The 26,796-nt window shown below is 62.6% G+C and carries 19 protein-coding genes and 2 pseudogenes; 8 read left to right on the top strand and 13 right to left on the bottom strand.

Translation table 11 applies throughout. The features are described 5' to 3' along the window. Positions 1 to 20 precede the first annotated feature (20 nt). Genes KGA89_RS21480 through KGA89_RS21465 form a run of 4 tightly spaced genes read right to left on the bottom strand, consistent with a single transcriptional unit; the run spans position 21 to position 5,984 of the window. Positions 21 to 1,940 (bottom strand): heavy metal translocating P-type ATPase, encoded by a 1,920-nt coding sequence (locus KGA89_RS21480; RefSeq protein ID WP_223472481.1) that lies wholly within the window; start codon positions 1,938 to 1,940, stop codon positions 21 to 23. Further along, positions 1,937 to 2,989, bottom strand: coding sequence for a protease modulator HflK (gene hflK / locus KGA89_RS21475; protein ID WP_013694611.1), 1,053 nt, complete (start codon positions 2,987 to 2,989; stop codon positions 1,937 to 1,939). Before hflK ends, KGA89_RS21480 begins: the two co-directional genes overlap by 4 nt. Next, a complete protein-coding gene (gene hflC, locus KGA89_RS21470) occupies positions 2,986 to 4,026 on the bottom strand; it encodes a protease modulator HflC (protein ID WP_003207028.1) in 1,041 nt (346 codons plus the stop codon). The genes hflK and hflC overlap by 4 nt, the downstream gene beginning before the upstream one ends. Further along, positions 4,023 to 5,984 (bottom strand): protease modulator HflK, encoded by a 1,962-nt coding sequence (locus KGA89_RS21465; protein ID WP_223472480.1) that lies wholly within the window; start codon positions 5,982 to 5,984, stop codon positions 4,023 to 4,025. The genes hflC and KGA89_RS21465 overlap by 4 nt, the downstream gene beginning before the upstream one ends. A 221-nt stretch (positions 5,985 to 6,205) precedes the next feature. Between KGA89_RS21465 and lpdA the strand changes: the two genes are divergently transcribed. Then, positions 6,206 to 7,606, top strand: a complete 1,401-nt coding sequence (gene lpdA / locus KGA89_RS21460) for a dihydrolipoyl dehydrogenase (protein WP_038856022.1) — start codon at positions 6,206 to 6,208, stop codon at positions 7,604 to 7,606. 131 nt (positions 7,607 to 7,737) lie between these two features. Here the strand turns inward: lpdA and KGA89_RS21455 are convergent, their stop codons facing one another. The 7 genes from KGA89_RS21455 to KGA89_RS21425 all read right to left on the bottom strand — a co-directional run bounded on the left by KGA89_RS21455 (position 7,738) and on the right by KGA89_RS21425 (position 16,960). Beyond that, entirely contained in the window at positions 7,738 to 9,888 is a 2,151-nt protein-coding gene (locus KGA89_RS21455; RefSeq protein ID WP_223472479.1) for a tetratricopeptide repeat protein, read from the bottom strand. Continuing rightward, complete coding sequence (locus KGA89_RS21450; protein ID WP_223472478.1) at positions 9,875 to 11,068, bottom strand: DUF3142 domain-containing protein; 1,194 nt, start codon at positions 11,066 to 11,068, stop codon at positions 9,875 to 9,877. Before KGA89_RS21450 ends, KGA89_RS21455 begins: the two co-directional genes overlap by 14 nt. A 178-nt stretch (positions 11,069 to 11,246) precedes the next feature. Further along, positions 11,247 to 12,062 carry a class I SAM-dependent methyltransferase gene (locus tag KGA89_RS21445; RefSeq protein ID WP_223472477.1) on the bottom strand — a complete coding sequence of 272 codons (816 nt, stop codon included), beginning with the start codon at positions 12,060 to 12,062 and terminating at the stop codon, positions 11,247 to 11,249. Next, positions 12,056 to 13,210: an acyltransferase family protein gene (locus KGA89_RS21440; protein ID WP_223472476.1), complete on the bottom strand. Its 1,155-nt coding sequence runs from the start codon at positions 13,208 to 13,210 to the stop codon at positions 12,056 to 12,058. Before KGA89_RS21440 ends, KGA89_RS21445 begins: the two co-directional genes overlap by 7 nt. Next, entirely contained in the window at positions 13,210 to 14,079 is an 870-nt protein-coding gene (locus KGA89_RS21435) for a class I SAM-dependent methyltransferase (RefSeq protein WP_223472475.1), read from the bottom strand. The genes KGA89_RS21440 and KGA89_RS21435 overlap by 1 nt, the downstream gene beginning before the upstream one ends. Then, on the bottom strand, positions 14,076 to 15,368 hold the full coding sequence (locus tag KGA89_RS21430) for a glycosyltransferase (protein WP_223472474.1): 1,293 nt from the start codon (positions 15,366 to 15,368) through the stop codon (positions 14,076 to 14,078). The genes KGA89_RS21435 and KGA89_RS21430 overlap by 4 nt, the downstream gene beginning before the upstream one ends. Continuing rightward, entirely contained in the window at positions 15,362 to 16,960 is a 1,599-nt protein-coding gene (locus KGA89_RS21425; RefSeq protein WP_223472473.1) for a glycosyltransferase, read from the bottom strand. Before KGA89_RS21425 ends, KGA89_RS21430 begins: the two co-directional genes overlap by 7 nt. Positions 16,961 to 17,385: 425 nt before the next feature. On the opposite strand from KGA89_RS21425, the pseudogene KGA89_RS21420 reads away from it, so the two are divergent. From KGA89_RS21420 to KGA89_RS21395, 6 genes and pseudogenes are all read left to right on the top strand, one after another. Continuing rightward, positions 17,386 to 17,661 (top strand): annotated as a pseudogene (locus KGA89_RS21420) (NAD-dependent epimerase/dehydratase family protein); the annotation flags it as partial. Between the two features lie 32 nt (positions 17,662 to 17,693). After that, positions 17,694 to 18,491: an ABC transporter permease gene (locus tag KGA89_RS21415; protein ID WP_223472472.1), complete on the top strand. Its 798-nt coding sequence runs from the start codon at positions 17,694 to 17,696 to the stop codon at positions 18,489 to 18,491. Next, complete coding sequence (locus KGA89_RS21410; protein ID WP_223472471.1) at positions 18,491 to 19,756, top strand: ABC transporter ATP-binding protein; 1,266 nt, start codon at positions 18,491 to 18,493, stop codon at positions 19,754 to 19,756. The genes KGA89_RS21415 and KGA89_RS21410 overlap by 1 nt, the downstream gene beginning before the upstream one ends. Continuing rightward, complete coding sequence (locus tag KGA89_RS21405) at positions 19,753 to 21,120, top strand: glycosyltransferase family 4 protein (RefSeq protein ID WP_223472470.1); 1,368 nt, start codon at positions 19,753 to 19,755, stop codon at positions 21,118 to 21,120. The genes KGA89_RS21410 and KGA89_RS21405 overlap by 4 nt, the downstream gene beginning before the upstream one ends. Then, a complete protein-coding gene (locus tag KGA89_RS21400) occupies positions 21,111 to 22,241 on the top strand; it encodes a glycosyltransferase family 4 protein (protein WP_223472469.1) in 1,131 nt (376 codons plus the stop codon). Before KGA89_RS21405 ends, KGA89_RS21400 begins: the two co-directional genes overlap by 10 nt. Before the next feature lie 66 nt (positions 22,242 to 22,307). Then, positions 22,308 to 22,454 (top strand): annotated as a pseudogene (locus KGA89_RS21395) (glycosyl transferase family 1); the annotation flags it as partial. A gap of 149 nt (positions 22,455 to 22,603) precedes the next feature. Here KGA89_RS21395 and KGA89_RS21390 read toward each other — a convergent pair. Next, a complete protein-coding gene (locus KGA89_RS21390; RefSeq protein WP_223472468.1) occupies positions 22,604 to 23,230 on the bottom strand; it encodes a glutathione S-transferase family protein in 627 nt (208 codons plus the stop codon). Positions 23,231 to 23,355: 125 nt separating this feature from the next. Continuing rightward, positions 23,356 to 24,258 carry a LysR family transcriptional regulator gene (locus KGA89_RS21385; protein ID WP_223472467.1) on the bottom strand — a complete coding sequence of 301 codons (903 nt, stop codon included), beginning with the start codon at positions 24,256 to 24,258 and terminating at the stop codon, positions 23,356 to 23,358. A 267-nt stretch (positions 24,259 to 24,525) separates the two neighbouring features. Between KGA89_RS21385 and KGA89_RS21380 the strand changes: the two genes are divergently transcribed. Further along, entirely contained in the window at positions 24,526 to 26,739 is a 2,214-nt protein-coding gene (locus KGA89_RS21380) for an LTA synthase family protein (protein ID WP_223472466.1), read from the top strand. The last annotated feature ends 57 nt before the right edge of the window (positions 26,740 to 26,796 follow it).

Raw genomic sequence — 26,796 nt, 5'->3', positions numbered from 1 at the left:
GACGCACAGTTCGCCAAGGGTTATCCAACGGCTCCCTTCGCTTGAATTTTCAGGAGTGGCTCCTGGAACCGCAGCAATCGCCCCGCATTACCTAACACTAGCAGGGTACTGAGATTATGCAGCAGCGCAGCGATCATCGCCCCTGCCGCGCCGAGCCAACCGAAGGCGGCAAAGGCGACGATTGCCAGCGTCCAGCCCAGGCCAATGATCACGTTGACCTGCAACGTGCGCCTGCATTGGCGGCTCAATCGCACGCAAGTGCCCAGGCGACGCAAATCGCTGCCGATCAGCACGATGTCTGCCGACGCCAGGGCGATATCTGCGCCGCCGGCGCCCATTGCAACGCCGACCACCCCGGCCTTGAGCGCCAGGGAATCGTTGATGCCATCGCCCACCACCATGGGGCGGAATCCATGGTCGATTTCGGCCATGACTCGCTTGAGTTTGTCTTCCGGTAGGGCCTGGGCTTGCAGGTCGCCGATGCCGACATCCCGGGCCAGGGTCGTGGCCACGCTCTGGCGGTCGCCGGTCAACAGCAACTGCCGCCCCAGGCCCAGCTCGCGCAGCTCGGCCATGGCCATCCGTGCCTCCAGCTTGACGCTGTCGGCCAACAACAGCCAGGCGAGGAACTGCCCGTCCAGGGCCAGGCCGGCAATCGGGCCGTCGTGCTCCGGGACCGCAGACGTTTGAATGCCCAGCTGTGCAAACAACTCCGGCCGGCCGAGCGCCGCTTCGCCCTGGGCGGTCATCGCGACCACCCCCAGGCCCTGGCGCTCATGGATGTCCGTCAGCGCCAGGCAGTCTTCCTGCTCCACCAACCCCGCCAACGCACGACTGACCGGATGGCTGCTGGCCGAACCGAGGCTGGCAGCCAAAGGTAGCAGCAACGATGAGGGAGCATCCTGGGCATATTCGATGGATTGCAGGCGCAGGACGCCGTAGGTCAGGGTGCCGGTCTTGTCGACAACCAACGACGTCAGGTCCGCCAGTTCTTCCAGGAAGGCCGAGCTGCGGATCAGGATCCCATGGCGCGCCGCCACCGCGATCCCGGCAATGGCGGTGGCCGGCGCCGACAGCACCAACGCACAAGGGCAAGCGGCGACCAATACTGCCAGCATCGCCTGGGCATCGTTGGTCACGAACCAGGTCACCGCCGCCAGCAACAACACCAGTACCAGGTAACTGCCGGCGTAGCGTTCCAGCAAGCGAGTGATGGGCGGCTTGGAGCGTTCGGCGTTTTGCATCAAAGCAATGACCTTGCCCAAGGTGGATTCTTCGCCGGTCCGGGTCACTTCCAGGCGCAGCAGACCATCCAGGTTGATCGCGCCACCAAAGACCTCAGTGCCGACCACAGCCTCCAACGGCACCGACTCACCCGTGATGGGCGCGGTGTCGAGGCTGGCTTGGCCGGACAACACACAACCATCGGCCGGCACCCGATCGCCCGCGCGCACCTCCACGACATCGCCAGGCTGGAGCGTCGCGTTGTCGACATCGATGATCGATCCGTCGGCCTGCACCTTGCGACCTTGGCTGCGGGTCAGTTGGCCAAGGGCATGGATCGCCTCCTGGGAGCCAATGACGCTGCGCTCTTCCAGCACATGCCCGAAGATCATGATGATCGGCAACAACGCCGCCGTCAGCAGATCGCCGGTGGCCCAGGCACCGAGCATCGCCAGGGCGATAAGTTGGTCGGTAATCCCGTGCAGGCTTGGGTAACGCAAGCTGTACCAGGCCGAACGCATCACCGGCACTGCCACCAACAGCGAGGCGAACCCCAACAGCAGTTGGCTGACACCGCTCTGCTCTGGCGACCAACCGCGCCATGCCAGGCCCAATGCGAGCAAGCCGAGGGCGAGCATCGCCAAGGTCAGTTGTCGGGCGGCGATGCGTTGTTCCGTCGAGGACAACATCGGTGCAGCGCTGGTTTGGGCGGTCATTGTCCGGCTCCCTGGATGATCAGGCGGGAATCGTCTTTCGGGTCGACCGTGGTCACTGAACCGGCCTGGCGAAGGATGGTAGGCATGCGTTCGCGATACAGGCGCAGCAGCATTTGCGGATCGCTAACTTGGGTCTTCGCCAGGCCCAGGACCGTCGCCGTGTCGGCCGAAGCCTTGGCGAGCCGTTCGCTGGCCTGGGCATGGGCGACCTCCACGGCACGGTCGGCGTCTTGGCGGGCGGCCTGGGTGAGCTTTTCGGCTTCGGTACGCGCGTTGGCCACGGCTTTATCGGCCTGCTGACTGGCCGTCAGCACCGCGTTGAAGGCACTCACCGCCGGCCCCGGCAGACTCGATTGCACATCGACCCGCACCACTTCGATACCCAACCCCTCCCCTGTCGCCGCCAGGTCAGCCAGGCGTCGGTTAAGCCCCTGCACCAGATCGCCACGCAAGCGTTCGCGGCGCTCGGCCGCCTGGTTGTCGCTACCCATCAGTTCGGGGCGAGCCACCAGAATGGTGTCCAGATCCCGGGCTGCAGTCAGGGCCACGGCACTGCGGGTCGCCAACCGGTCCAGTGCCGGCAGGACATGTTCACCTTGCAAGACGAAGGAATAAGGGTCGGTGACTTTGTAGAACACCCGCACATCCAGTTGCACCACGCCAGCATCACCGGTCAATAAATAACCAGAACCGGCCAGCGCGTCGCTGACTGGCGTGGCGAAACTGGCGACACGATCGGCTTGCAGGGCCTCATCCGAACGCAGCAGATTTTCCACCCGCCGCTCAAGCACCCGATCCGCAGCGGGCAGCAAGACCACTTGTTCCACAGGACGAGGCCACGCCAACAAGAGGCCGGCATTCTGGATGCGATCCAAGGCACCAAAGTGCAGCACCACCGCACGATTCTGCGGATCGATCTGCCGCACGTTGGAAAAGACCCAGGCCAACGCCGCCAGCACCGTGACGGCGTAAAGCGCAAGAAATGCCAGGCGTCCGGCCTGGATCCACGGGCTGGATAACTCGTTTGTTCCACGTGGAACCAAACTCATGGTTGTGTTCCACCTTTGCCTTCCACGGAAACAGGACCGTCCACCAGAACACGAAATGGCGCCGCATCGGTGCGCAAAATCAGCTTCGTGCCTGGGCTGACAATGGTACCCAAGGTGTCCAACGAACGGAGCAGGTTGTAGAGCTGCGGGGAGCCGGCGTATGCCCGACCATAGATCTCAGCCGCTTCTACCCGCGACTGCGCTTCGATATCTGCGGCCTTCACTGTGGCATCGGCTTGCATGACTCGTGCATCACGTTCCGCGGCGGAGCGAATCTGCGCCGCTTCGCGCTTGCCGACGGCGGTGCGTTCGGTGGCGATGGTTTCACGCTCGGCGCGCATGCGATCCACCGTCGCCGTCAGTGTCACCGAGGGCAAGGTCAGGCGTTCGACACCGACTTGCAACACGCGCACGCCGTAAGTGGTGAGCAACTGTTGATCGATCTGCTGACGCAGCTGAGCTTCGAAATCGGCGATGCGCACCTGGCTGGCATCGGTATTGACCAGATTCGCCAGGTCAAAACTGGCGGCGGTGGTTTCCAGCGCCGAGCCGACGAAGGTGCGGATCTGCCGTGCGGCTTCGTCCGGTTGGTTCTGCACCGCGCGCATGAAACGCTGCACGTTTTCCGGATCACCTTGCACCTGCCACGCCACGTAGGCCTGGACGATGATCCGCAGCCCATCACGGGTGCCGACATCCTGCAAACCGCTGGAGGTGGTGCGTAACCGCAGGTCCACCGGAATCGCCGCCTCGAACGGCGCCGGCCAGCGCCAACTCAAGCCAGGTTGCAGCAGTACCCGCGCCGGATTACCGAAACGAGTGATGACCGTGGCCTCCCCCGAGCGCACTTGCACCAGGCTTGCGGCCGCAACGGCAAACGCCACCAGCAACGCCGCCCAACCCATCCGCCGCCACGGGAACGGACCGGCCTGTTGCGGATCGCCATGATGGTGGTGATGATGGCCATGGTGATGACCGGCATGGCCGTGATCGTGACCAGCGTGGTCGTGGTGATCGTGTGAAGAGGACTGGCTCAATGGGCAGCTCCTGGCGGGACAGGGTTACGCGGCGACGCGGGGTCTACCGGCAGCGTGAAGGTACGCAAGTCGATGGTCGGCGCGTTGCCGCTGCCGCCCAGGCGATGGTCGAGAATCAGCAACCGGGCATTGGCCAGGCCCTGGCTGAGTTGGCTCAGGTAATGCTCCAGTACAAAAGCGTGCCCCGCCGTGGCGTAGGCTTTGCGGTCGGCATTGAAGCGCAGGTCGGCGGCCTGGGCAGTCGCGTTGATTTCCCGGGCGGTGGCCGTGGCTTGGTCATGGGCGACGCTGGCTTGCAATTGTGCCTGGTTGGTCTGTTCCGCCGCCGCGCCGCGCTCTCGGGCGATCAATGCCTGCGCGCCGATCTGCGCCGCCTGTACGCCGTGGTAGGCATTGGCCGCACCGGCCGGCGGATGAATCGCCTCCACCACCGTCGCCAGGATTTCCACACCGCTATCGAGCGATTGCAAATCAGCCTGGACGGCGCGACCGATTTCGTCGGCGAGGCTGACACGGTCCGCACCCAGCAAACCGTCCAGCGTGCGCGATGCAAATTCATGCACCAGGATGCGGCTGGCGGTGCTGCGGATCAGCGTCGGCACATCGGCGCTGTTGTAGGTCGCCGCCAATGCCGCGGCGTCCGTCAGGCCGATGCGATAGACAAAGCGCACGTCCATGTTGACGATCTGGAAGCTCTGCTGGTCGGCACGACGACTGGCAATGACCTGGGACTTGTCGTTCACATGGCTGGCGTCCCACAACCGATTGGCGATTGCCGGCGCCGGTCCCTCCGCCGGTTCAGCCTCGACCACTGCCCGACTCTCCGCGACGCTGGTCGCCAATTCATGCACAACGCCATTCTCGACGTTGAGCACCCTGCCCCACGGCCAAGGCAACGCGACATGCAAGCCCGGGCCGAACACCTCCACCGGTTTGCCAAAACGCTCATAGATGCCACGTCCCTGCAGCGGCACTTCGTGCACGCCCGTCAACAACCAGCCCACCAGCGACACCAGCGCCAATACCGGTAAAAAAGCCCGGCGCATGTAGCTGAAGGCCCAGATCTGCCGCAAGTCGATGCCAAAACGGTTGTGCAGTTCGTGCTGCAAGGCCAGCAACGGTTGCGGCGGCCAGCGCAGCAGATCGGCGATGACACTCCGGCCCAGCAGCGGCGGTTCCAGAGCGTTCCGGCGCGGGATGAACAACGACAACACGGCGCGCAGCAAAAACTCCGCCGCCACCACGCCCGGCAACAGCCCCATCAGCACCGCCAGGCGAAACGGCCAGATGGACGTTTCTGCGGCGAACAACAAGCACAAAGCGCCAAGCACCAGCACGATGATCGCCACCCGCGTCAGCTGCGCCAGCGTCGGCGCTTCCGGCCATTCCACGGGAGATTGCTGGGCCAACTGCCGCTCGAACACCAATAGCCCGAACGCCAACAACAACGACAACACCGCCCCCACACTGGCCGAGACACCGAGGGCGGCAGCCGGCAGTTGCAAGTTCCAGGCTTGCTCCAGGCCCAGCAATACCAGCACGGACCAACCGGCCAGCCACAACGCAGGCGCACCGATCTGTTTCAGCAGGCCGACCGCGCGAGCGCCAATTCGCTCCAGCAGCCGCTCATACCAACCCAGGTTATCAACAGGCTCGTTTTCCGCCGGCAGGTTATCCACAGCTGGCAGCAGCGCCTTGCTACGCCATTGCGTGACCCACCAGGCCGATTGCAAACCTGCCACCAGCACCAGCAGTCCCGCACCTTGGCTGACCAGCAGCGCCGGCCAAAGCGATTGCGGCGAAAATACCCCGATAAAAAACGCCAGTACCAGGCCCACGCCCGCCACGCTTCCCAGGGCGAAAGCAATCTGCTTCAAACGGCGCCCTTGAAACGACGCGCGCTGAAAACGTGGCCATTCGGCCACCTGTGCCCCCTCGACATCAAGATCGACTTGCATACCACCCCAGCACTCGTGGCGATCAAAATCCGGGCCCGTGGACAAACGCCACCGACGCTCCGTTATATGCCGTTACCTTATAACGATTCCTGTGAAATTTCCGTTTTGAATTCTTCATGACAAGGCCTGCGCCGACCTCTTGACTTAAGCCTTGACCGAAATCTCTGGAAACGCTCATATTACGACCATAATTTTTCATCAGGCCAAGCGGGAGAACAACGATGAGCAACTACGACGTGATCATTCTGGGCGGCGGACCCGGCGGGTATAACGCGGCGATTCGGGCCGGGCAATTGGGCTTGAAAGCCGCCTGTGTCGAAGGCCGAGCCACCCTGGGCGGCACCTGCCTGAACGTCGGCTGCATGCCCTCCAAGGCCTTGCTGCATGCCTCTGAACTGTACGAAGCCGCCACGGGAACGGAATTCGCCAACCTGGGCATTGAAGTCAGCCCCACCCTCAACCTTGCGCAGATGATGAAGCAGAAGGACGAAAGCGTGGCCGGCCTGACCAAGGGCATCGAGTTTCTGTTTCGCAAGAACAAGGTCGACTGGATCAAAGGCTGGGGCCACATCGACGGGCCGGGCAAGGTGACCGTTACAGGCGACGATGGCACCAAGACCGAACTCAGCGCCAAGGACATCGTCATCGCCACCGGCTCGGAACCCACGCCCCTGCCAGGCGTGACCATCGATAACCAGCGTATCCTCGACTCCACCGGCGCCTTGTCCCTGAGTGAGGTGCCCCGACATCTGGTGGTGATCGGCGCCGGCGTCATCGGCCTCGAACTGGGTTCGGTCTGGCGGCGCCTGGGTGCCCAGGTGACCGTGGTCGAATACCTCGATCGCATCTGCCCGGGGGTAGATGGCGAGGCCGGCAAGACCCTGCAACGAGCCTTGGGCAAACAGGGCATCCAGTTCAAGTTGAGTTCGAAGGTCACCGGAGCCATTCCCTCGGCCAGCGGCGTGCAACTGCAGATCGAACCGGCGGCGGGCGGCGAAGCACAGACCCTGGACGCCGATTACGTGCTGGTCGCCATCGGTCGTCGGCCTTACACGCAAGGACTGGGGCTGGAGAACGTCGGACTGAGCCCTGATAGGCGCGGCATGCTCGCCAACCAGCATCACCGGACCGAAGCGCCCGGCGTCTGGGTCATCGGTGATGTGACGTCCGGACCGATGCTGGCCCACAAGGCCGAGGACGAAGCCATGGTCTGCATCGAACAGATCGCCGGCAAGGCCGCCGAGGTCAACTATGCGCTGATTCCCAGCGTCATCTACACCCGTCCGGAACTGGCCAGCGTCGGCAAGACCGAGGAACAGCTCAAGGCCGAAGGCCGTGCCTACAAGGTCGGCAAGTTCCCCTTCACCGCCAACAGCCGGGCCAAGATCAACCATGAGACCGAAGGGTTCGCCAAGGTCCTGGCCGATGAACGCACCGATGAGATCCTTGGCGTGCACCTGGTCGGCCCGAGCGTCAGTGAGATGATCAGTGAATACTGCGTGGCCATGGAGTTCAGCGCCTCAGCCGAGGACATCGCCCTGACCTGCCACCCACACCCTACCCGCTCGGAGGCGTTGCGCCAGGCGGCCATGAATGTGGAGGGGATGGCGACGCAGATGTAGGGGCACGCCCCATTGGCGATACCCCCCCTGTGGGAGCGAGCTTGCTCGCGATGGGGCAATCACATACGCCTTTGTAGCGTCTGCTATGCCGTCATCGCGAGCAAGCTCGCTCCCACAATGGGTTATTCAGCTTAGGAGGCCGACATCCGCGCCTTGCGCCGGCGGCGGCTGATCAGCCCCAACGCCACCGCCACTACCAGCACCACACCGCCCATTTGCAGCCACCCCTTGTAAGGTCGCAACATCGAACGAATCGGGTCCAGGGCCTGGGTGACGTAGCGTTTATCGGCCTTGTTGAACTCTGGATAAGGGCACTGGTAACCAAAGTTCCATGCCCAATCCACATACGGGCCTTCCTTCACGTACCGTTGATACAACGCGCTCTGCTCTTCAAGGCTGGAGTTGTACCCCACCGCGTTACACAACACCGCCGCAAACGCCTGGCTGGTATGCGGCAAATGATCCGCCGCCTGGCTCGCCAGCGCCGTGGCGACAAACCGATAGTGATAACGCATGTCCGGCTGCGCCGCGCTGGCCTGCTGGCGTTGCACTTCGCCTTCGGCCACCAGCGGCCCAACCTTCAGTTCAACCGGTTCCAGGCTGTAGTTGCCTCCCAGGCTGGCGTAATCCGGCGCCATCTCATAGCCGAGCAACTCCATGCCCCATTTGCGCGCCATCCAGGACGCATTGAAATACGCCTCGGCCCGTCGGGTTGGCCACCATTTGGACTCCGCGTCCTGGCGCAATTGCCCATAGGCGCGGGCCTTGTTCTGCAAGTCTGCGTTATCGAAATAAGCCGGTGCCTCATCAAAGCGCCCTTCCCTCAGCAAGCGACGACCCAGCAGATTGCGCAGGCTCGCAGCCACGGGCAGCGGCACATAGTTGTCCCGATCCTCCTGGCTCAACGCCGGTGGCGCCGGGACTTGGGCGTCAACGTACTGCTTGAGCTCATCCACCGTCAGCACACGCTCGGCGACTGCGGCAGCGTCGTACCAATAGTTGCTCTGGCCGCGATAGAGCTGATCGAAGGCTTGCAGGTAATCGCCGCGCTGCAAGGCCAGGATCGCGCTTTCACCTTCGACCCGGCACTTGGGCTGCACCGACTCGAAGTTCCAATCCGGTGTCCGCCGGCCGCCCCATGACTCATCGTTCGGGAAAGCCTGGGCGGCCTTGGCATAAGCCGCCGCTGCGGCCACTTTGTCGCCGTCGCGCAAGGCCAGCTTGGCACGCACCCACCAGGCCAGGCCGGTGTCGGAAGCCTTCTGCACAAAAGCCTGGGCGCTGGCGTAATCGCCGTGCTGGTAACTCACCGCCGCCAAACGATCGGCATCGTCCAGGTTGTCCCGGGCGTTGGCTCGCAACAGTTCGAACAGCCTTTTATCGCCAGAGGGTTCTTCACCGTCCCACCAGCCGACGCGGCTGAGCAGGTAGGCAGTGACCAATCGCTGCACCGCCTTGGACTTGAGCAATTCGCTCAAGCGCTCATCCGGTTGGGCGCTCAAATCACCGGCCAATTGCAGCAACGAGCTGTAGCCCACCGGGGAGCCTTGCAGGTTCTGGATCGTATACAGGCCGATGGCACTGTCCCAATCGTCAGCGGTGTAGGCCACCCGGGCTTCTTCGCCAAGGCTGGCGATGCCCAGTTCCAGCGGATCGCTGAAGCCGGAAATGCTCAACTCGCGGGCCTGGCGAAACGCCGCTCGCGCCTGGTCCTGCAAAACCACAGGGTCGCCGCTGCCGGCCTCGGTGCTCACGGCGAACAAGGCCCGTCCGAGGGAGTACGCGGCCCAGGTGCTGCGCAACCGACGTTGGTCGGCCGGTAACGCCAGCAACTGCTGGAACGCTTCCACGGCGCGCTGATGCTCACCGACGTTGAAAGCCGCCGCACCAATCGCATACAGGCGCAGTTCATCAGGCAGGTTGGCCGCTTCGGCTGCCACCTGGTCGACATCGGTCAGGGCTCGCAGGCGCTCCACCACCGCTTGCTGCGGTGGGGTCAGGCCGATCTGCTCGGCCTGGTTGCGTTGCTCAACGTAGGAAGACGGGGCGTCATAGCTGTAGTCCGGGTTGCGCGTCGCCTCGGTGGCCGGCTTGAGCCCGGCAATCGGCTGGCCGAGGCGGCTGACCTCGAAGCGAAAGCTGCCTTCGGGCAATTCGGCCAGCGACTGGGCGCGGTTATCCAGCAGGCGCATCGGGAAATCCGGCCCGCAGGCCAGCGCCGGGCCCAGCGGCAGACAAAGGCTCAGACACAGTAGGTGACGAGGCCACTTACGGGTAAACATTGAAACCTCCTTGGTCAATTTTCGTACAGCGCGCCCAGCCGATTGCCCGTTGGCTGCCAGCAGCCAAGCGGCCTTCCTGAATGCGGGTGAAGGTAAGCAGTCCGGGGGTTTGTTGCAACGTATAACCGGCCAAGGCATCGACGCCGTCACACGCGCCAACAGCCAGCGTCAGGCGCTGGGGCCAGGGGCTGTCGAGATTGCCCTGGTTAACCAGGCGGATATCGTACAAACCACCCTGCTCCTCCCACTGCAACGCCAGCCGACTGTCCAGGTTGTCCCCCCGGGCGACGGCGCCGAGCGTGGTCAGGCTCCACGCCCGTCGGTCGCCGGCCAGCGGCAGGCGAAACCAGATCAACCCAGCGAGATGTTTCGGCGGATCGGCACGCAAATCTGCCGCAAGCCCGGCTACTTGTTGCGGATCGGCCAGCAACTCCCGCCGCTCGCCAGCGCGATCGATCGGCACTTCGCTTTCCACCACAGGAACGCCACTCTCCTGGGTCAGCAGCGCCACGCCGTATGCCGGCAGGGCCAGATAAAACGGCCGTGTGGTGACTTCGCTCCAGCGTTGCGCCCAGTGCCGGGCCTGTTTCGGATCGAACAATCCCTGCCTTGGGTCACTCACCGCGTGGACCTGCAGCACGCTGCTGTCCACCGTTTCCAACAATCCAGGCAACGCTGGGCTGTCGAGCCAGGCCGGTAGCGCGGTAATACTCAGCCGCACGTTGGCCGGCAGGACTTGCCGCAGTTGGCCGAGGAATTTTCCATAGGCCGGCAACCGTGCGTTGCCGGCATCGTGGTCGATTTCTACCCCCACAGGGGTCAGACCTTGGGCTTGCCAATCGCCCAGCACCTGCTGGATCTGGGCGATCACCTCATCCTGGTCCAGGGCCTTGAGCTGGCCGTCCAGGCGAATCACGGCGATCAGCGGGCGGCCGTCAGCCTTGAGCAAGGCCGGATCGATCCGCGCACGGCTCCAGCCCGCCCCGGGAAAAGCCTGCAACGCCAGCACCCGCAGGCTGGAGAAATCGCCACGGCTCTGGCGCAGCGCCGGCTCGTGGGCCTTGGTCCATTGGCGCTGCCAGACATACAGCTGTTGATCGAGAGCCGGAGCCGGGGGTTGTTCGCAGCCCCCCAAAAGCAACACGGCGAGGGCCAAAGAGAGCCGGAAAAAAACAGTCATGAAGCCTTAACCACCCATCAAAGGCCAGCAGATTACCGCCACTCGGGTCGAAGCGAAAATGATGCAGAGGAGATTTGATCCTGCTGTGGGAGCAAAGCTTGCTCGCGAAGCAGGCACCTCGATTCCCGGAGGACCGCGTCGCATTTATCGCGGGCAAGCCTTGCTCCCACAGAGGGCATCACTCAGGCTTGCGCGCAATAATCACCTGACTCTTGGCCACCACCGCATCCAGCGCCTGCTTGATCTGCGAGCCGCGCGGCGAATTCAGCACGGCTTGCCAGGTGTCGGCCCAATGATTGAGCAATGGGTGGTCGGCGTTGCTGAAATCGACCTTGGCCTCCCAGAACAACAGCATCCACATCGACCAGTAGAAACCATATTGGCTGTGGCTCAACACCGTAAGCCCCGCCTCGCTGACCATCGCCTTGAACTGCTCTTCGCTGATGATGCGAATGTGGTTGGGCTTGCGGAAGTACTCCGGCGCGGCGATGTCCTTTTGCAGGTCTTCGGAGCTGGGGTGCGGCACGCTCAACAGGTACAACGCACCGGGCTGGCCGACCCGTACCAGTTCGGCAAGGAACTGCGCCGGGTCGTCGACATGCTCGATGACTTCGGTGGACACCACCCGCGTGGCCGTGGCGTCGGCAATGGGCAGCGGGTTGCAGTCGGTCACGTGGCACTCGACTCCTCGCGCGGGGGTCTCGCTCAAGCGCTGGCGAGTGGCCTCGACCTTGGCCGCGTCGATGTCGGCAATGATGATCTTCGCCCCGCGCATCGCACAGAAATGCACGTTGCCGCCATCGCCACACCCCACGTCCAGCAGCGTGTCTTCAGGGGTCACCGGGAAACCGGTGAACAGTTCGCCGGTTTGCTGGTTGAACCAGCCGCTGAGCATCGCATCGTGCAGCCCGAGCATATACGGGTCGACCTTGTCGGCGACCGGCTCAGCGGGCGCGGGCGTGCCCGTGGTGAGTTTCTTCAAAAGGCTCAGCATGACGGGGCTCCAGAGACAGGAAGGACGGTTCGGGCGGCGGCCAGGCGTTCAACCAGTTGGGCGCCACGATTGCGCATGGGCATTTCGACCCAGCGGTAGTTGAGTTCGCTCAACAGTCCGATCAGCGACAAGGCACAGGCCAGGGCCAGCCAGGGATGGCTTGCCGGATCCGGCGAGCCCAAGGGTGCGAAACGAAACCACAACTCGCGCAACAGGAAAAACACCGGGATGTGGATCAGGTAGATCCCATAGGAACGACTGCCCACCCAGGTCAGCGCCGTTTTAAAACGGCTGCGAGGCAACAGGTAATCCCGATCATAGGAGGCCATCCAGACCAGCACGGCACTGAGCACTGCAATGACCCCGAGGCGGTAGAACGACAAATTGAAGTGCTCGGTCGCGATCCAGGCCATCACGCTGCCCAGGCCCAGCACCAACAGCATCCCCAAGGGCGGGCGGCGCAACCAAGTGGGCTCGAAGCGCCAGTAGCTGGGCCGCAGGCTCCAGATCGACAACAACACACCCAGCGCCAAGGCATCGGTGCGGATCACCGACAGCCACAGCGCCCGCCAAGTGAAAAACTGCACCAGCACCACCAACAACAGCACCCACACCAGGTAGCGGCGCGAGACGAACACCAGCAACGGCAGGATCAAATAGAATTGCTCTTCCAAGGAAAGCGTCCAGTACACAAAGCTTGCGCCGTATTCATAGTGCATGAACGCATCGGCAAAACGCAGGTTGGCGAACTGCAGGAAACCGGCCAGGGTCGCCTGCAGGTTGGCCTGCACACTGCCGAACGCACCGGAGCGGTTCAGGAAGAACACCGCGAACAGCACCAGCAGCAGCCAGAGCCAGGCCGACGGTAACAGGCGAAACGCCCGGCGAATCCAGAAGTCCCGGGTGACGATCCAGAATTGCCGAGTGCTGTCGCAGCGACGCAATTGCGGGATCAGGCTGCGTCCGATGACGAACCCGGATATCGCGAAGAACAGATCCACGCCCCACCACAGTTGGAAGCTGTCGGCCAGGACTGCCAGGCCCGGCCATCCGCCAGGAAACGGCATGCCTTGCACGTGATGGAACAGCACGCCCATCACCGCAACGGCGCGCAGCAACTCGATGTCCATGATCCGCTTGCTGCTCATCAAGTGCTCCCGGAGAAAGGATCGGGTTTACGCGCGATGATGACCTGGCTCTTGGGCATGAACCGGTCCAGCACCTGCTTGATCGCCAAACCGTCAGGTTGCATCAGCAAGTCCTGCCAGAGGCTCGCCCAGCGCTCCATCAACGCTGGATACGGCGCCTGGATACGGTCACGCACCGCACCTTCGAGGTCCCGGCCAGCCGCCTGTTCGCTGGCCCAGAAGAAAATCATGCCCATGACCCAGAAAAATCCGTTGGCCTGGCGATGCTCGATTACCAGCCCGGCCTCCTCCACCAGCGCGGCAAATCGTTCGGCACTGAAAATCTGCACATGGTTGGGCGCTTGAAAGTAGCCCGGCGGCGCGATGCCTTGTTGCAAATGCTCGCCCACCGATGCCGGCACGCTGAGCAAATACTGCGCCCCTGGCCGACCCATGCGCACCAGCTCAGCCATGAACGGCTCCGGCTCATGGATATGCTCAAGCACTTCCATGCAGACGATCTTGTTCGCACAGCCATCGGCCAGGGGCAACGGCAAGCTGTTGCTGACCAGGCCCAGGAAGGGCGCGGCGGCCTGGGCTTCGACCTGGCGAGCCAGATCGCGCACCTTCTCCTGTTCGCTGTCGGTGAAGATCACCGACGCGCCTTGGCGCATTGCAAACAGGGTCGCCACGCCTTCGCCGCAGCCGACATCCAGCAAGGTGTCGTCGGCAGTGATGGCAAAGCCTTTGAGCAATTCGCCGGTTTCACTGCGAAACCAGCCGTCAAGCATCGCGTCGTAGAGGCCGGCATCCCGGGGCGAAACGGCCACTGCCGGCGGTGGCGAAGGTTCCACCGCAGGCCTGAGCCCGGACAGCCATCGGCGGATCATGGTTGCTGCGCGTTCCGGCGCCGCTCAGGTATGGCTTCGAAGAAACCCCGCAAACGCTGCTCGGCGTTGGCCTGGCTGCAGAACTTCTCCAGGCTGCGCACGGCGTGGGCCGACATCCGGCGATAACGCTCGGGATCGTTTTTGGCCACGTCATAACTGGCGCGGTAGGCCGAACACAGCGAGTCCCAATCGGTGACATAACGCAGGGTCCGGTACGCGGCCCGGGGGTCGTGGGGCCAGGCGGTCAACTCCTCGGTCGACTCCACCACAAACGCGTTGTCGTGGTCGATGTAGTCGGCCATCGCCGTGTTCAGCGGCGCAATCGCCGGGCGGCCGCAGGACATGAACTCCATCAACGGCAGGCACTGCCCTTCGCCATAGGAACTGTTGACCACATATCGGGTGGCTTCCACCAGCCGCTCGTAATCCGCGTCCGCCAGGTAGCCATGTATCAGCACGATGCGGCAGCGGTACGCCTGGTTCTTGTAGACGTGATGGAGCATGTCGGTGAGCGCGGCGGTGACGTCGTGATGCGTCAGCTTGAGCACTAGAGTCGCGTCGGAAACGTCGCGGAACGTCGCGCAAAATGCGCTGATCATGTCCTTCCAGTTCTTGCGGCCGTCATAAGGATTGAACACGGAGGTATAGATCACACCGTCCAGGAGCAACTCGCAATCCTGGGCCGGGCCGTCCAGCACCAACGGCGTACCAGCCTGATGCTCCGGCGGGCCATAAGGCCGCAGGTCGGTGGTGCGGCTGTCAATCAACAGGCCACGCAATTGCAGGCGCATGTGATCCACCGTCGGCCGCTGGGCCAGCACCGCGCCCCGCGCGGCAAAGCGGTCCCACACCGGTGCCGCAATAGCGGCGATGGGAAAGTCCGCCCCCATCACTTCACGGACGGTTTTAACGGTGAAGCTTGAGTGGGTAATCGCCATGCCGGTTGCGCCCAGGACTACCCGCCAGTCATGCCGCGGCTCGCCCTGCCAGCTTTCGGTGGGAATGGTGCTGAATTCCCAAGCGAACACCGCAATTGTCGGGCAAGCGTAGTGGGCAGCGGTGCGATGAGGGGGGGAGAACGACAGGAATACGCAATCCTCGCCACGAGCCAGGCAATCGGCGTACAACTGATCGATCTCATCATCAGGCCGAGTCACTTCGACGACCCGCCCCAACCGCTCCAGCACCGGGCGAAACTCCTTGAGCACGAAGTAATAGCTGTACTCGGGCTTGCCGAGGTTCTCCAGAATGTTGCTCTGGTTGGTTTCCGAATAAATGATGATCAACATGAGGCAGTACCTGCCTGGAGCACCAGCGGCAGCCCTTCGTCACAGCCGGGCTCAGCCAGGAAATCCGCCAGGCGCTGCTGCACCGGGGTGAACGCGCAATAGCGGCGCATCCTTTCGTTCGCGGCAACGGCCATGGCCTGGTAGGCCTGCGGCCGGTGCTTTGCCATGGCGTAGCTCTGCTGGTAGGCGAGTTTCAATGAGCCCCAATCGGGCCGATGGCGCAGGGTGCGATACAAGATGCGCGAGTCCTCCGGCCAGATGGTCGGTTCGCGGCTGGACTTGACGATGAAGGCCACCTCGGCGTCGATGTAGTCGCGCATCGCCGTGTGGTCCGGTGCGATGACTGGGCGGGCACAGGACATGAACTCCATCAACGGCAGGCACAGGCCTTCACAGCGGGACGCATTGACGTAGAAACTCGCCGCGCCATACAGCCGGGCGAATTGTTCGTCCTCCAGGTAACCGTGCATCACCACCACCCGGCAACTGAACGGCGACAGCTGGGACAGCAGCGTCAGCAGCTCGACGTAGTAGGTCGACAGGTCATTCTGGGTCATTTTCAGCACCAGCGTGGCGTCCTCGACATCGCGCAAGGCCCAACAGAATGCAGTGATCAAGTGATGCCAGTTCTTGCGACCGTCATCGGGGTTGAACACGCTGACATACACCACCCCACTGACGTCGGTCTCCACCACCTGGCTGGTGTCCGGCAGGACGGCTTGGGGATGCTCCGGTGGTGCTGGCTCTGGAACGGGTTCGACGACCACTGGCATCGGCGGCGGCGCCGGCCCCCTCAGGACCCTGCTGGCCGCAACCCGTATCGGCGCTGGCACCAGGTCGCGGGCCGCTTCGCGATACCAGCACAACACATTGTGCTTGAACAGCCACACAGGGCCCTGCTCGGCCTTGCCGGTGAATGCGCGGATGACTTCACGCAGATAATGGCGGGAGAGAAATGCGCGCCGTCGCCAGGTCAGGGGCGGCGACAGCTCAATGATCGACTCCGGCGCTGCTTCGATGATCGGCGCGATCAAGCCGTCAGCCGAAAGCCCGAGGGGCCGACTGTCGATGATGCACCCCCTGATCTGCAAGGTCGTTCCCGGATTGACCGGCAGGCTTGGGTGTTGCTCACGAACCGCCGCGAAACGCTCCCACAGCGGGGTGGGCAAGACCAACACCGGGAAATCCTCGCCCAAGGTCCGACGGATCGCCTCGGCCGTGTGGCTGGACAGTGTAATCACCCGACCATGACGGGCCAGTGTGCGGCTCCAGTCATGCCGAGGGTCGTCGTCCCAGTACTCGGCCGGGATCGAGTCGAATTCCCAGGCCACCACGCAGACCATCGGACAGAGCAAGTCGAGCGGCGTCTTGTGAGGGGGTGAAAACGAAAGGAACAAGCAGTCCTGCCCGGTCTGCTGCAATGTTTGATAAAGCGGATCGACCTCGGCGACCGACGACACCACATGCACCGACCCCAGACTTTCCAGCACGGGGCGATAGGCCTTGAGCACGAAGTAATAGCTGTACTCAGGGCGACCGAGGCTCTGGCTGATGGAGTGATCGTTTACGTCCGAGTAAAGAATGAAATTCATGGCATCCCATCATGGCGCCGCCATCCCGGCAGCCCCACTTCATGACGGTCGAGTCACGCATCGAGCCGGCCCCGGGCCGTTACTCGTCGTTCGTCTTGCTACCCGTCTCGTTCTTGTTTTTTTGTGGTCCCGCCCCTGCGGTTCGACCCGAAAATCGAAACCAGGGGCATCGTGACGAGGGGCATTCTAAACACATCCGCCAAGGGTTCGTGAACCGCTCGGCGAGAATAAACCAGCTATAAATATGAGAACTGACCAGTCACGGCTTGCGCTGTTGAAATTGCCGCAAAATTGGCACAGATTGACAACCAAACAACTACAACAAACGCTTCTCTAAGCAGAGATTTGAGTGATTTTTCCCCGATCTTACGGAAATTTCCTACTCAGTTCGCAATAGACGAAGCGACCGTCAAGGAGGCTGGTGCTTGAAAAAACGTCTGTTCGTTACGGGCCTCGGCGGGTTCGTTGGACGTCACATCAAATCTCGACTGAACGGTCATGATTCGGCGTGGAAGGTGATGCCTGTCGCTGCCCGCTACGACCTGACAGACGCCAAGACCTTGGAAGGCCTCTGGCCCGAGATTCCCGACGCCTTGATCCACCTGGCGGGTCAGACCTTTGTCCCTGAAGCCTTCCGCGATCCGGCGCGCACCCTGCACATCAACCTGCTGGGCACCTTGAACCTGCTCCAGGCCCTCAAGCGTTTCCAAGATCACTATGGCAGGGCCGTCTGATGCTGCTGGCCTTGCAACGCACACTATGGAGCTACCGCGGCTTCGTCCTTGGCAGCGTCAAGCGCGAGTTCCAGGCGCGGTATCGCAACTCGCTGATCGGCGCGTTGTGGACGGTGCTCAACCCGCTGTCGATGATTCTCGTCTACACGGTGATTTTTTCCCACATCATGCGTGCCCGCCTGCCCGGGGTGGAAGATGGCATGGCCTACAGCGTCTATCTCTGCGCCGGGCTGCTGCCCTGGGGGCTGTTCGCGGAAATCACCACCCGCAGCCAGGGCATGTTCCTGGAAAACGCCAACCTGCTGAAAAAAATCAGCTTCCCCCGGATCTGCCTGCCGGTGATCGTGCTGTTCAACGCCGGGATCAACTTCGCGATCATCCTCGGCCTGTTTCTCGGTTTCCTGTTGATCACCGGGCGCTGGCCAGGCATGACCTTGTTGGCATTGGTACCGCTGCTGGCCCTGCAAGTGATGTTCGCCGCCGGGCTGGGCATGCTGCTGGGGATCCTCAATGTGTTTTTCCGCGATGTCGGGCAGTTGTTCGGCATCTGCCTGCAATTCTGGTTCTGGTTCACGCCGATCGTTTACCCGATGACGATCCTGCCGCCATCGATCCAGCAACTGCTCGCCTTCAACCCCATGACCGCCCTGATGCAGAGCTACCAGAACCTGTTTCTCTACAACCAGTGGCCGGTCTGGAGCTCGCTAGTGCCGTTGCTGGTGCTCGGCCTGGTGTTATGCGCCTTGGGCTTGCGCATGTTTCGTCGGCGTGGCGGTGAAATGGTGGATGAACTCTGATGGGACATTTGCGCGTCAGTGGCCTGGGCAAGGCCTACAAGCAGTATCCGAACCGCTGGAGCCGGCTGTTCGAATGGTTGATCCCCTTTTCCCGCCAGCGCCATCAATTGCACTGGATCCTGCAGGGGGTGGATTTCGAGATCCAGCCCGGGGAAGCCGTTGGCATTGTCGGGGTCAACGGTGCCGGCAAAAGCACATTGCTCAAGATGATCACCGGTACCACCCAACCCACCTGCGGCCACATCCAATTGCAAGGCCGTGTCGCCGCGTTGCTGGAATTGGGCATGGGCTTTCATCCGGACTTCACCGGTCGCCAGAACGCGTTCATGGCCGGTCAGTTGCTGGGTATGCAAGTGGAGGAAATCGAAGCCTTGATGCCCGAGATCGAGGGGTTCGCCGAAATCGGCGAGGCCATCGACCAACCGGTACGCACCTACTCCAGCGGCATGCAGATGCGCCTGGCCTTCAGCGTCGCCACCGCCCGGCGTCCGGACATCCTGATCGTCGACGAGGCGCTGTCGGTGGGCGACGCCTACTTCCAGCACAAGAGCTTCGAGCGCATCCGCAGCTTCCGCAAGGCCGGCACCACGCTGCTGATCGTGTCCCACGATCGCTCGGCGATCCAGTCGATCTGCGACACCGCCATCCTGCTCGAACACGGATGCATGGCCATGCGCGGCAAGCCAGAAGAAGTGATGGACTACTACAATGCGATGCTGGCCCAGCGCGAGGGCCAGGTGGTCCGCCAGGAAATGCTCGCCAACGGCCAGGTGCGCACGATTTCCGGCACCGGCGAAGCCGGCATCATCGATGTACAACTGCTCAACAGTCAGGGGCAGCCGGTGGAGGTGGCCGAGATCGGCCAGCCGATGGTGTTGCAAGTGCGAGTTGAAATCCGCCAGGACATCGAGCGGCTGGTGCTGGGCTTTTTGATCAAGGACCGCCTTGGCCAGCCCATGTACGGCATCAATACCCATCGCCAGGACAAAGCCGTGACCGACCTCAAGGCCGGCGAACAGATCACCTTCCGCTTCAGTTTCGATATGCGCCTGGGTAAGGGCAATTACTCCGTCGCGCTCAGCCTGTCGCGGCTGGATTCGCACCTGGACCGTAATTTCGAGTGGCGCGACTACGGGTTGGTGTTTCACGTGATCAATAATCGCCAGGAAGATTTCGTCGGCTGTTCCTGGCTCCAGGCCCGAACCAGTATCCAGCGTTCGAGCCAGATTGCTGTCGAGGCGTTGCCACAAAAGGAGTTGCCATGAGCCGTCTGCTGGTGGATTGCACCTATGTATACGACCACCCAAATGACAACTCCGGCATTCAGCGAGTGGTGCGCAACGTCATTCGCGAATTGCCGGCCAAGGACCAGGAACGCGAATGCATTCCCGTGGTGATGCTGCAGGGCAAGCTGTATAAAGTGATAAGCCTGGCTCCCCTGCCCACGAACGGGCCGGATTTGGCCGCTCTGCGAGTACGGCTGGTACAGTTCGCCAACCTGTTCTGGATCAGACATCAGGCCCTCGAACAGCAGCGCCCCTTTAGCCAATCGATCTGGGCTCGCCGCGCCTTGTACATCGCTTGCCGACTGTTCGTCCTGGCATGCCTGAGCCTCCCCATTCGAATCCTCGATCGCCTCCTCCAACGCAAGCCAGTCCCGGCGCGCAGCGTACCGCTGGCACATCGAGCCGGCGATCAACTGGTGTTGCTGGACTCTTCCTGGCACTCAGGTTTCTTTCCCCTGGCCGAACAGCTCAAGCGCGATGGCGTCGGGATCATCTCGGTGATCTACGACCTGATTCCCCTGACCCATCCACAATTCTGCGACGCTGCACTGGTCAAGGTGTTCAACCATTGGTTCGACTGGATTGCCCGCACCGCCGACGGCTACATCGCCATCTCTACCACCATCCGCGATCAGGTTCGCCAGGAGATGGTCCGCCGCATTGGCGAGCAGCAGGTACAAGAACGCTGGTTCGACTATTTCCACCTGGGCAGCGAGCTGGACCAGATTGATCCCACCCACGCCGTCGACCCGAATCTGCTGCGGCTGTTCAAGCGCCCCGAGCCGGTGTTCCTGATGGTCAGCACCATCGAGCCGCGGAAAAACCACGCTTACCTGCTCGACGCGTTCGAGCGCGCCTGGGCCGCCGGCTCCCAAGCGCGGCTGTGCATCGTCGGGAGAATCGGCTGGAAGTGCGAGGCCTTGATCGAACGTATCCGGCGTCATCCGCAACTCCAAAGCCGCCTGTTCATGTTCAACAACCTCTCGGACCAAAGCCTGGAACACGCCTATCGACACGCCACGGCGCTGGTGTTCCCGTCCTACGTGGAAGGTTTCGGCCTGCCGCTGGTGGAAGCCATGCAGCGTGGCTTACCTGCAATGGGTAGCGATATTGCCGTGTTTCGGGAAATCGGCGGTGATTTCATGGCCTATTTCGATCTCGACGATCCCCAAAGCCTGGCGAACCTGGTCATCGACATGGAGCGCACCGGAATATTCCCGGCCAGTCGCAACCTGGATCAATGGCAATGGCTGAGCTGGCGCCAGGCCAGTGCGCAATTGGTGGAGCGGATCGAATACCACATCAATGAAATGGCCCTCGACAGGGAAGCAACATGCGGATAGCCCTCAACGCGCGCATCCTCCAGGCCCCTCGCGCTGGCATCGGCCATTACGTAGCGGAGCTGGCCACCGCCCTGGTCCGGGAGCCGGATGTGCAGTTGTCGCTGTTCCACGGCTGGGGTTGGAGCTCGCAGTTGCCGCAAACGGCCGCGCGTGGCTATTCAAAGCTAAGCCCCTGGCTTCGGCGTGTTCCAGGAGCCTATCAGGCGCGGCGCTGGCTGGAGCAGAAACGCTTCGATCAAGGCCGTTCAAAGACCGTCGACCTGTATCACGAACCCAGCCTTTGGCCGCTGGCCTTCGAGGGGCCGACGGTGATCACCCTCCATGACCTCACGCACCTGCGCTACCCCGAAACGCAACCACCGGCACGCCTGAAGGAAATCGAGCGACGGCTCGGCCGTGCGGTGGAGCTGGCGCAACTGATTCTGACCGACTCGCAGTTCATCGCCGATGAAGCGCAACAGTATTTCGGCCTCCCCGCCGAGCGCCTGCGGGTCGCTCCGCTGGGTGTGGCGGCGCGTTTCCATCCGCGCGAACCCGCAGCCATTGACGCCGTACTCAAGGTCCATGGCCTGGAGCACGGCCGTTACTTTCTATGTGTCGGCACCCTGGAGCCACGCAAGAACCTGTCCCTGGCCCTGCGCGCCCATGCGGGGCTTCCTGAATCCGTGCGTCAGACCTTTCCTTTGTTCATCGTAGGAATGAGCGGATGGCAACAGGCACAGCTCAATGATGAATTGAAAGGCGCCCTGGCTGGCGGTCATGTTTGTCTGGCGGGCTACCTGCCTGACGAACAGGTCGCCCAATTGCTGGCGGGGGCACGGGCACTGATTTTCCCGTCTTATTACGAAGGCTTTGGCCTGCCGGTGCTTGAAGCCATGGCCAGTGGCACACCGGTGATTACCACCCGTTGCTCGGCGATGCCCGAGGTGGCGGGGCCGGCCGGCAATTATTGCGAGCCGGACGATCCGCAAGGCATGCGCGAAGCCATGGGTCGGTTGTTGGAAGATCATCAGCACTGGCAAGTGTGTCGCGAGGCGGGGCTGCAACAAGCGGCGCTTTTTTCCTGGGAACACTGTGCGAAGGTCACCGTCCAAGCGTATCGCCAGGTTTTGGGAGGTTGAATACGAGTCCTGCACTTTTACAAAACCTATTTGCCTGACTCCATATCCCCGAAGCTTTTCGCGAGGCTGTGGGAAAACCCGGCACAAGCCCAGGCAATGGGCGCCAGGGCCGAAGCTCGTTACCGACAGTTGTTCACGTCTGAAGAGATGGGCCGCAAGTGGGGGCGGCCATACGAGGAACTGCTGGAGGAAAAGGCGCTTCCCTATGCATAAATTGCTGTGGTGAGGAACCTGTCCCTTCCGTGTGGGAGCAAAGCTTGCTCGCGAAACAGGCGCCTCGATCTCTGAAAGACCGCAGTGCCTTCATCGCGGGCAAGCCTTGCCCCACCGTGAAGATAAATCCCCTCGCCACCGGGGCCGTTTCAGGCGTGCTTTTGCAACCCGACAACCGTACGCGGCATGCCCACGAACCCGGGCAAGGCTTCGATCCGCGCCAGCCAGGCCCGCACATTGGCATAGTCCTCCAGCGACACATTGCCTTCCGGTGCGTGGGCGATGTAGCTGTAGCCGGCGATTTCCGCGACGGTCGCAGCGTCACCCGCCAGATAAGCACGGTTGCTCAATTCTTCATCAATGACTTTCAGCACGTTGTGGGAACGGGCAATCACGTCCTCAGCGTTGTAGGCCGCGCCAAACACCGTGATCAGTCGCGCCGTGGCCGGCCCTGCATGGATCGGCCCAGCCGCCGCCGACAACCAGCGCTGCACCCGGGCGGCGCCAACAGGATCGGTCGGCAGCCAGCGGCCCTTGCCATATTTGTGCGCCAGGTACACCAGGATCGCGTTGGAGTCCGCCAGCACCACGCCGTCATCGTCAATGACCGGTACCTGGCCAAACGCATTGAGCGCCAGGAAATCCGCCTGTTTGTGCGCGCCCTTGGCCAAGTCGACGAAGACCTCTTCGACAGGCAGCCCGAGCAACGAAAGCATCAGTTGAACGCGATGGGAATGGCCGGAAAGCGGGAAGTGATAGTGCTTGATAGGGTTCATGGTCGACTCCGCTGCAAGTGACGCCATCAGCACAACGGCGTCGATGGGGTCATCTTCCGCTCCAGGCAAAAACAAGAGAATCACCCAAAAATGCAATCCATTGTTTCAGCCGGAGAAACAATGCTTCAACCGCTCAAGGCCGGATGTTCGCGCAGTGCACTGACGACGAAATCGACAAAACTGCGGACCCGCGCCGGCGCATTGCGTCCGCCCTGGTACACCACATGGATCGGCAGAGGCGGCAATTCGAACTCGGCCAGGACAATTTCCAGTTCCCCAGCCACCACGTTGCCTGCCACTTGGTAAGACAGGACCCGCGTCATCCCCAACCCCTGGCAGGCTGCCGTGATCGCTGCCTGGTTGGCCGTCACCACCAACCGAGGCACGGGCCGAACGGCCAACGGTTGGCCCGAATCGATGAAGGTCCAGCTTTTGACCTGGCCAATGGCCGATGACGCCACCACGGGCATTCGCTCCAAGTCCTCCGGATGCCGGGGCCGCCCGTGGCGCGCGAAGAAATCAGGGGCACCGCACACCACCCGCCGCACTTCACCGACACGCACGGCGTGCAAGTTGCTGTCCGGCAGCTCGCCAATGCGCAGGGCAACGTCGATGCCCTCCTCCACCAGGCTGACCGTGCGATCCAACAACAAGGCGTTGATGCTGACCTCGGGGAACCGGTGCAAGTAATCCACCAGCAGCGGCGTGACGAACAACTGACCGAACAACACCGGCGCGGTAATGGTCAACTGCCCACGGGGCTGGACGTGGCTGCCGGCCGCCGAATCCTCGGCTTCCTGCAAATCGCTCAGGATCCGGCGACAGTCCTCGAGAAAGCGCTGGCCGGCTTCGCTCAAGTACACGTTGCGGGTGGTGCGCACCAGCAATGGCGTGCCGATGCGTTGCTCCAACGCCGCCACCGCCCGCGTGACGCTGGCCGCCGACAACCCCAGGCGCCGCGCTGCCGCCGAAAACCCCGACGCCTGGGCCACGGCGAGGAAAACCTGCATTTCCTGGAACCTGTCCATCCATCCCCCGATGAGAAATCCTGTTACAAGTTTTCTGCGCGTCTCAAAGCAGCGCTACGCGGCCATTGTAGAGGCCAGGGCCAGTGAACCACAGCGTAGCGCAGCCAGACACCGGGACATTGCCTCGGCCAGGGGCGATTGCCCTTGGTACCATCCCTCCTCATGACAATTTCATGACCGAAGGAACAACCCTCCGTGGGAGCAAGCTCGCTCCCACAGGGGTCGTGTCCGTTCAGTAGATTGGTTTCAACCGAAAGGCCTGCTTTTGTGAACGTTCTTTATCGCGCTTCAACCCATCCGCGCGCCGCCCTCATCGCCCTGATTGGCTGCGCACTACTCGTCCCCATGGGCCTGCGTCTCGCCCTGGGCTGGTCCGACCCGCTGGGTTATCTCTCGGACCTGGGTATCGGCGGGTTGCTGATCGTGCTGCTCCATCGCCGTCCCGGGTGGTTGGCGTTCCCGGTATTGCTGGCCTGGAGTGCGTTGACGCTGGCCAGCATCGAGCTGGTCAGCGCGGTCGGGCGGATGCCCAATCCTTCGGACATTCTTTATCTGACCGACCCACAGTTCGTTGAAAACTCCACCAGCGGCGGCTTCGCCCATCCCTGGCTGGCCGCGATCCAGTTGTCCGCGCTGGCGTTCTGGCTGATGACTCAATGGACCAGCCGCCCACGCCAGACCCCTCCCTTGCCTCGCCACGCCTGGACCATGCCCGTGTTGCTCCTGCTGAGCCACGGCGCGCTGCAAGCCTGGCGCCCCAGCGAGGCGGACCAATGGAACGTGTTCAACCTGCCTCACCAACTCGTCACCGCAAGTATCGCCGCCGGGCAGGACCAGGCCCGGCAATGGCTCGACGGCGATGCGGTGGACCCGGCCCCGCCGATGGAGGGGCTGACCCGCCTGGACCTCGATGGCAACAGATTGCTGGCCGAACCGGGCCGTGCGCGCAACGTCCTGGTCATCGCCCTGGAGGGTATTCCCGGGGCCTACGTGGGCGCCAACCGCCAGGCCTTGAAAAGCAGCTATCAGGAGAACCTGATGCCGCACCTCAGTGCCTGGGCCGAACGCGGCATGAACACGCCCGATTACGTCCTGCACAGCCACCAGACCATTCGCGGCCTCTACGCGATGCTGTGTGGCGACTACGACAAGCTCGACAACGGCACGCCCAAAGGCGTCGAAATGCTCAACCAGACCCAGCGCAACCAGGCCTGCCTGCCGGCCCAGTTGCGCCAGAACGGCTTTTCCACGCATTTCCTGCAGGGCGCGGGCCTGCGGTTCATGGCCAAGGACCGGATCATGCCGCACATCGGCTTCGACACAACCTTGGGCATGGAGTGGTTCACCCAACCGGCCTATCTGCAATTCCCTTGGGGCATGGACGACAAGACCTTCTTCGAGGGCGCGCTGGACTACGTCGGGCAACTGCAACAAGCGGACAAACCCTGGATGCTGACCCTGCTGACCGTGGGCACGCACCAACCCTACTCGGCACCGGATGACTACCTGCAACGCTACGACACCGCCAAGCAGGCGGCAGTAGGTTACCTGGACGACGCCCTGGAAAACTTCCTGGCGGGCCTGGAACGCCAGGGCATCCTGGACAACACCCTGGTGGTCATCACCTCGGACGAATCCCATGGCATCGACGACGTTCGGCTGGCCTCGTCCTGGGGGTTCAACCTGACGCTGGCGCCGGAGCCGTTGCCCAGGATCAAGTCCGGCACCTACGGCCACGTCGACCTGACCGCCTCGATCCTCGACTACTTCGGCTTTGCGGTGCCCACGTCGTTGTCCGGCCGCTCGATGTTCCGGGACTACCCGACGGGCCGGGAAATCATGTCGTTCACCAACGGTAAGCTGCGCTATCACAACGGCAAGGGCACCTTTACCGAGTGCGACTTCCTCCAGCATTGCCGTGACTACGCCAGCGACGGCTTCATCGCCGACCGCGCTACCTACGGCGGGCAATACAGCGGCCAGCGCGCCAGGCTGATCGGCGTCCGGGCCACGGCCCTGGACCAGACCCTGTTGCGCACGCCCTTGAACCAGCATTATCAATTCGGCAGTGCGGATAAGATCCCGCTGCCGGCCCAGGTCACCAACGACTGGACCGACAACCTGATCGGTGCCCAATACCTGGAAATGCCCAAGGGTTCACAGACCCGCGTCAGCCTGACCATCCGCGCCGTGGAGGCAGACCATGCCGCCTACATTTCCCTCAAGGCCAAGGAGTTCGAGCAGGATGTGTCGATGGACCTGCCGACAGACGTGGCGGTGACACCTGACCAGCCGCTGGTGATGAACCTCCGTTTCGACAATCCGCAGCAGCGCAAGGCGTTTTCCTTCCATCTGCTCGGTCATGGCGTCGGCGCCATCGAGATCAGCGACTTCAGCGTCGTGACCGAACTGCCGGACCAGACCGACCAGCCGCAATACCTGGACGATATGCAGGAAGACAGCGAGGCCCAATCCAGCTGAACGAAAAACGCGCCCCCCTTGAACACGGCGGCGCGTTTCTATTGTTCGGGGCCGGAC

The sequence above is a fragment of the Pseudomonas sp. A-RE-22 genome, from assembly GCF_019956035.1.
Taxonomy (GTDB): domain Bacteria; phylum Pseudomonadota; class Gammaproteobacteria; order Pseudomonadales; family Pseudomonadaceae; genus Aquipseudomonas; species Aquipseudomonas brassicacearum.
The sequence above is the reverse complement of the archived record's forward strand: the minus strand, read 5'-3'. Positions and strand labels throughout refer to the sequence as shown.

What these genes read in the sequence shown, in the direction of transcription:
- KGA89_RS21440 (WP_223472476.1), bottom strand. Translation starts at nt 13,210, where the DNA reads ATGAGCAGCAAGCGGATCATGGACATCGAGTTGCTGCGCGCCGTTGCG.
- KGA89_RS21465 (WP_223472480.1), bottom strand. Translation starts at nt 5,984, where the DNA reads ATGCAAGTCGATCTTGATGTCGAGGGGGCACAGGTGGCCGAATGGCCA.
- KGA89_RS21400 (WP_223472469.1), top strand. Translation starts at nt 21,111, where the DNA reads ATGCGGATAGCCCTCAACGCGCGCATCCTCCAGGCCCCTCGCGCTGGC.
- KGA89_RS21405 (WP_223472470.1), top strand. Translation starts at nt 19,753, where the DNA reads ATGAGCCGTCTGCTGGTGGATTGCACCTATGTATACGACCACCCAAAT.
- KGA89_RS21435 (WP_223472475.1), bottom strand. Translation starts at nt 14,079, where the DNA reads ATGATCCGCCGATGGCTGTCCGGGCTCAGGCCTGCGGTGGAACCTTCG.
- KGA89_RS21410 (WP_223472471.1), top strand. Translation starts at nt 18,491, where the DNA reads ATGGGACATTTGCGCGTCAGTGGCCTGGGCAAGGCCTACAAGCAGTAT.
- KGA89_RS21425 (WP_223472473.1), bottom strand. Translation starts at nt 16,960, where the DNA reads ATGAATTTCATTCTTTACTCGGACGTAAACGATCACTCCATCAGCCAG.
- KGA89_RS21450 (WP_223472478.1), bottom strand. Translation starts at nt 11,068, where the DNA reads ATGACTGTTTTTTTCCGGCTCTCTTTGGCCCTCGCCGTGTTGCTTTTG.
- KGA89_RS21390 (WP_223472468.1), bottom strand. Translation starts at nt 23,230, where the DNA reads ATGAACCCTATCAAGCACTATCACTTCCCGCTTTCCGGCCATTCCCAT.
- lpdA (WP_038856022.1), top strand. Translation starts at nt 6,206, where the DNA reads ATGAGCAACTACGACGTGATCATTCTGGGCGGCGGACCCGGCGGGTAT.
- hflK (WP_013694611.1), bottom strand. Translation starts at nt 2,989, where the DNA reads ATGAGTTTGGTTCCACGTGGAACAAACGAGTTATCCAGCCCGTGGATC.
- KGA89_RS21385 (WP_223472467.1), bottom strand. Translation starts at nt 24,258, where the DNA reads ATGGACAGGTTCCAGGAAATGCAGGTTTTCCTCGCCGTGGCCCAGGCG.
- KGA89_RS21480 (WP_223472481.1), bottom strand. Translation starts at nt 1,940, where the DNA reads ATGACCGCCCAAACCAGCGCTGCACCGATGTTGTCCTCGACGGAACAA.
- KGA89_RS21445 (WP_223472477.1), bottom strand. Translation starts at nt 12,062, where the DNA reads ATGCTGAGCCTTTTGAAGAAACTCACCACGGGCACGCCCGCGCCCGCT.
- KGA89_RS21430 (WP_223472474.1), bottom strand. Translation starts at nt 15,368, where the DNA reads ATGTTGATCATCATTTATTCGGAAACCAACCAGAGCAACATTCTGGAG.
- KGA89_RS21455 (WP_223472479.1), bottom strand. Translation starts at nt 9,888, where the DNA reads ATGTTTACCCGTAAGTGGCCTCGTCACCTACTGTGTCTGAGCCTTTGT.
- KGA89_RS21415 (WP_223472472.1), top strand. Translation starts at nt 17,694, where the DNA reads ATGCTGCTGGCCTTGCAACGCACACTATGGAGCTACCGCGGCTTCGTC.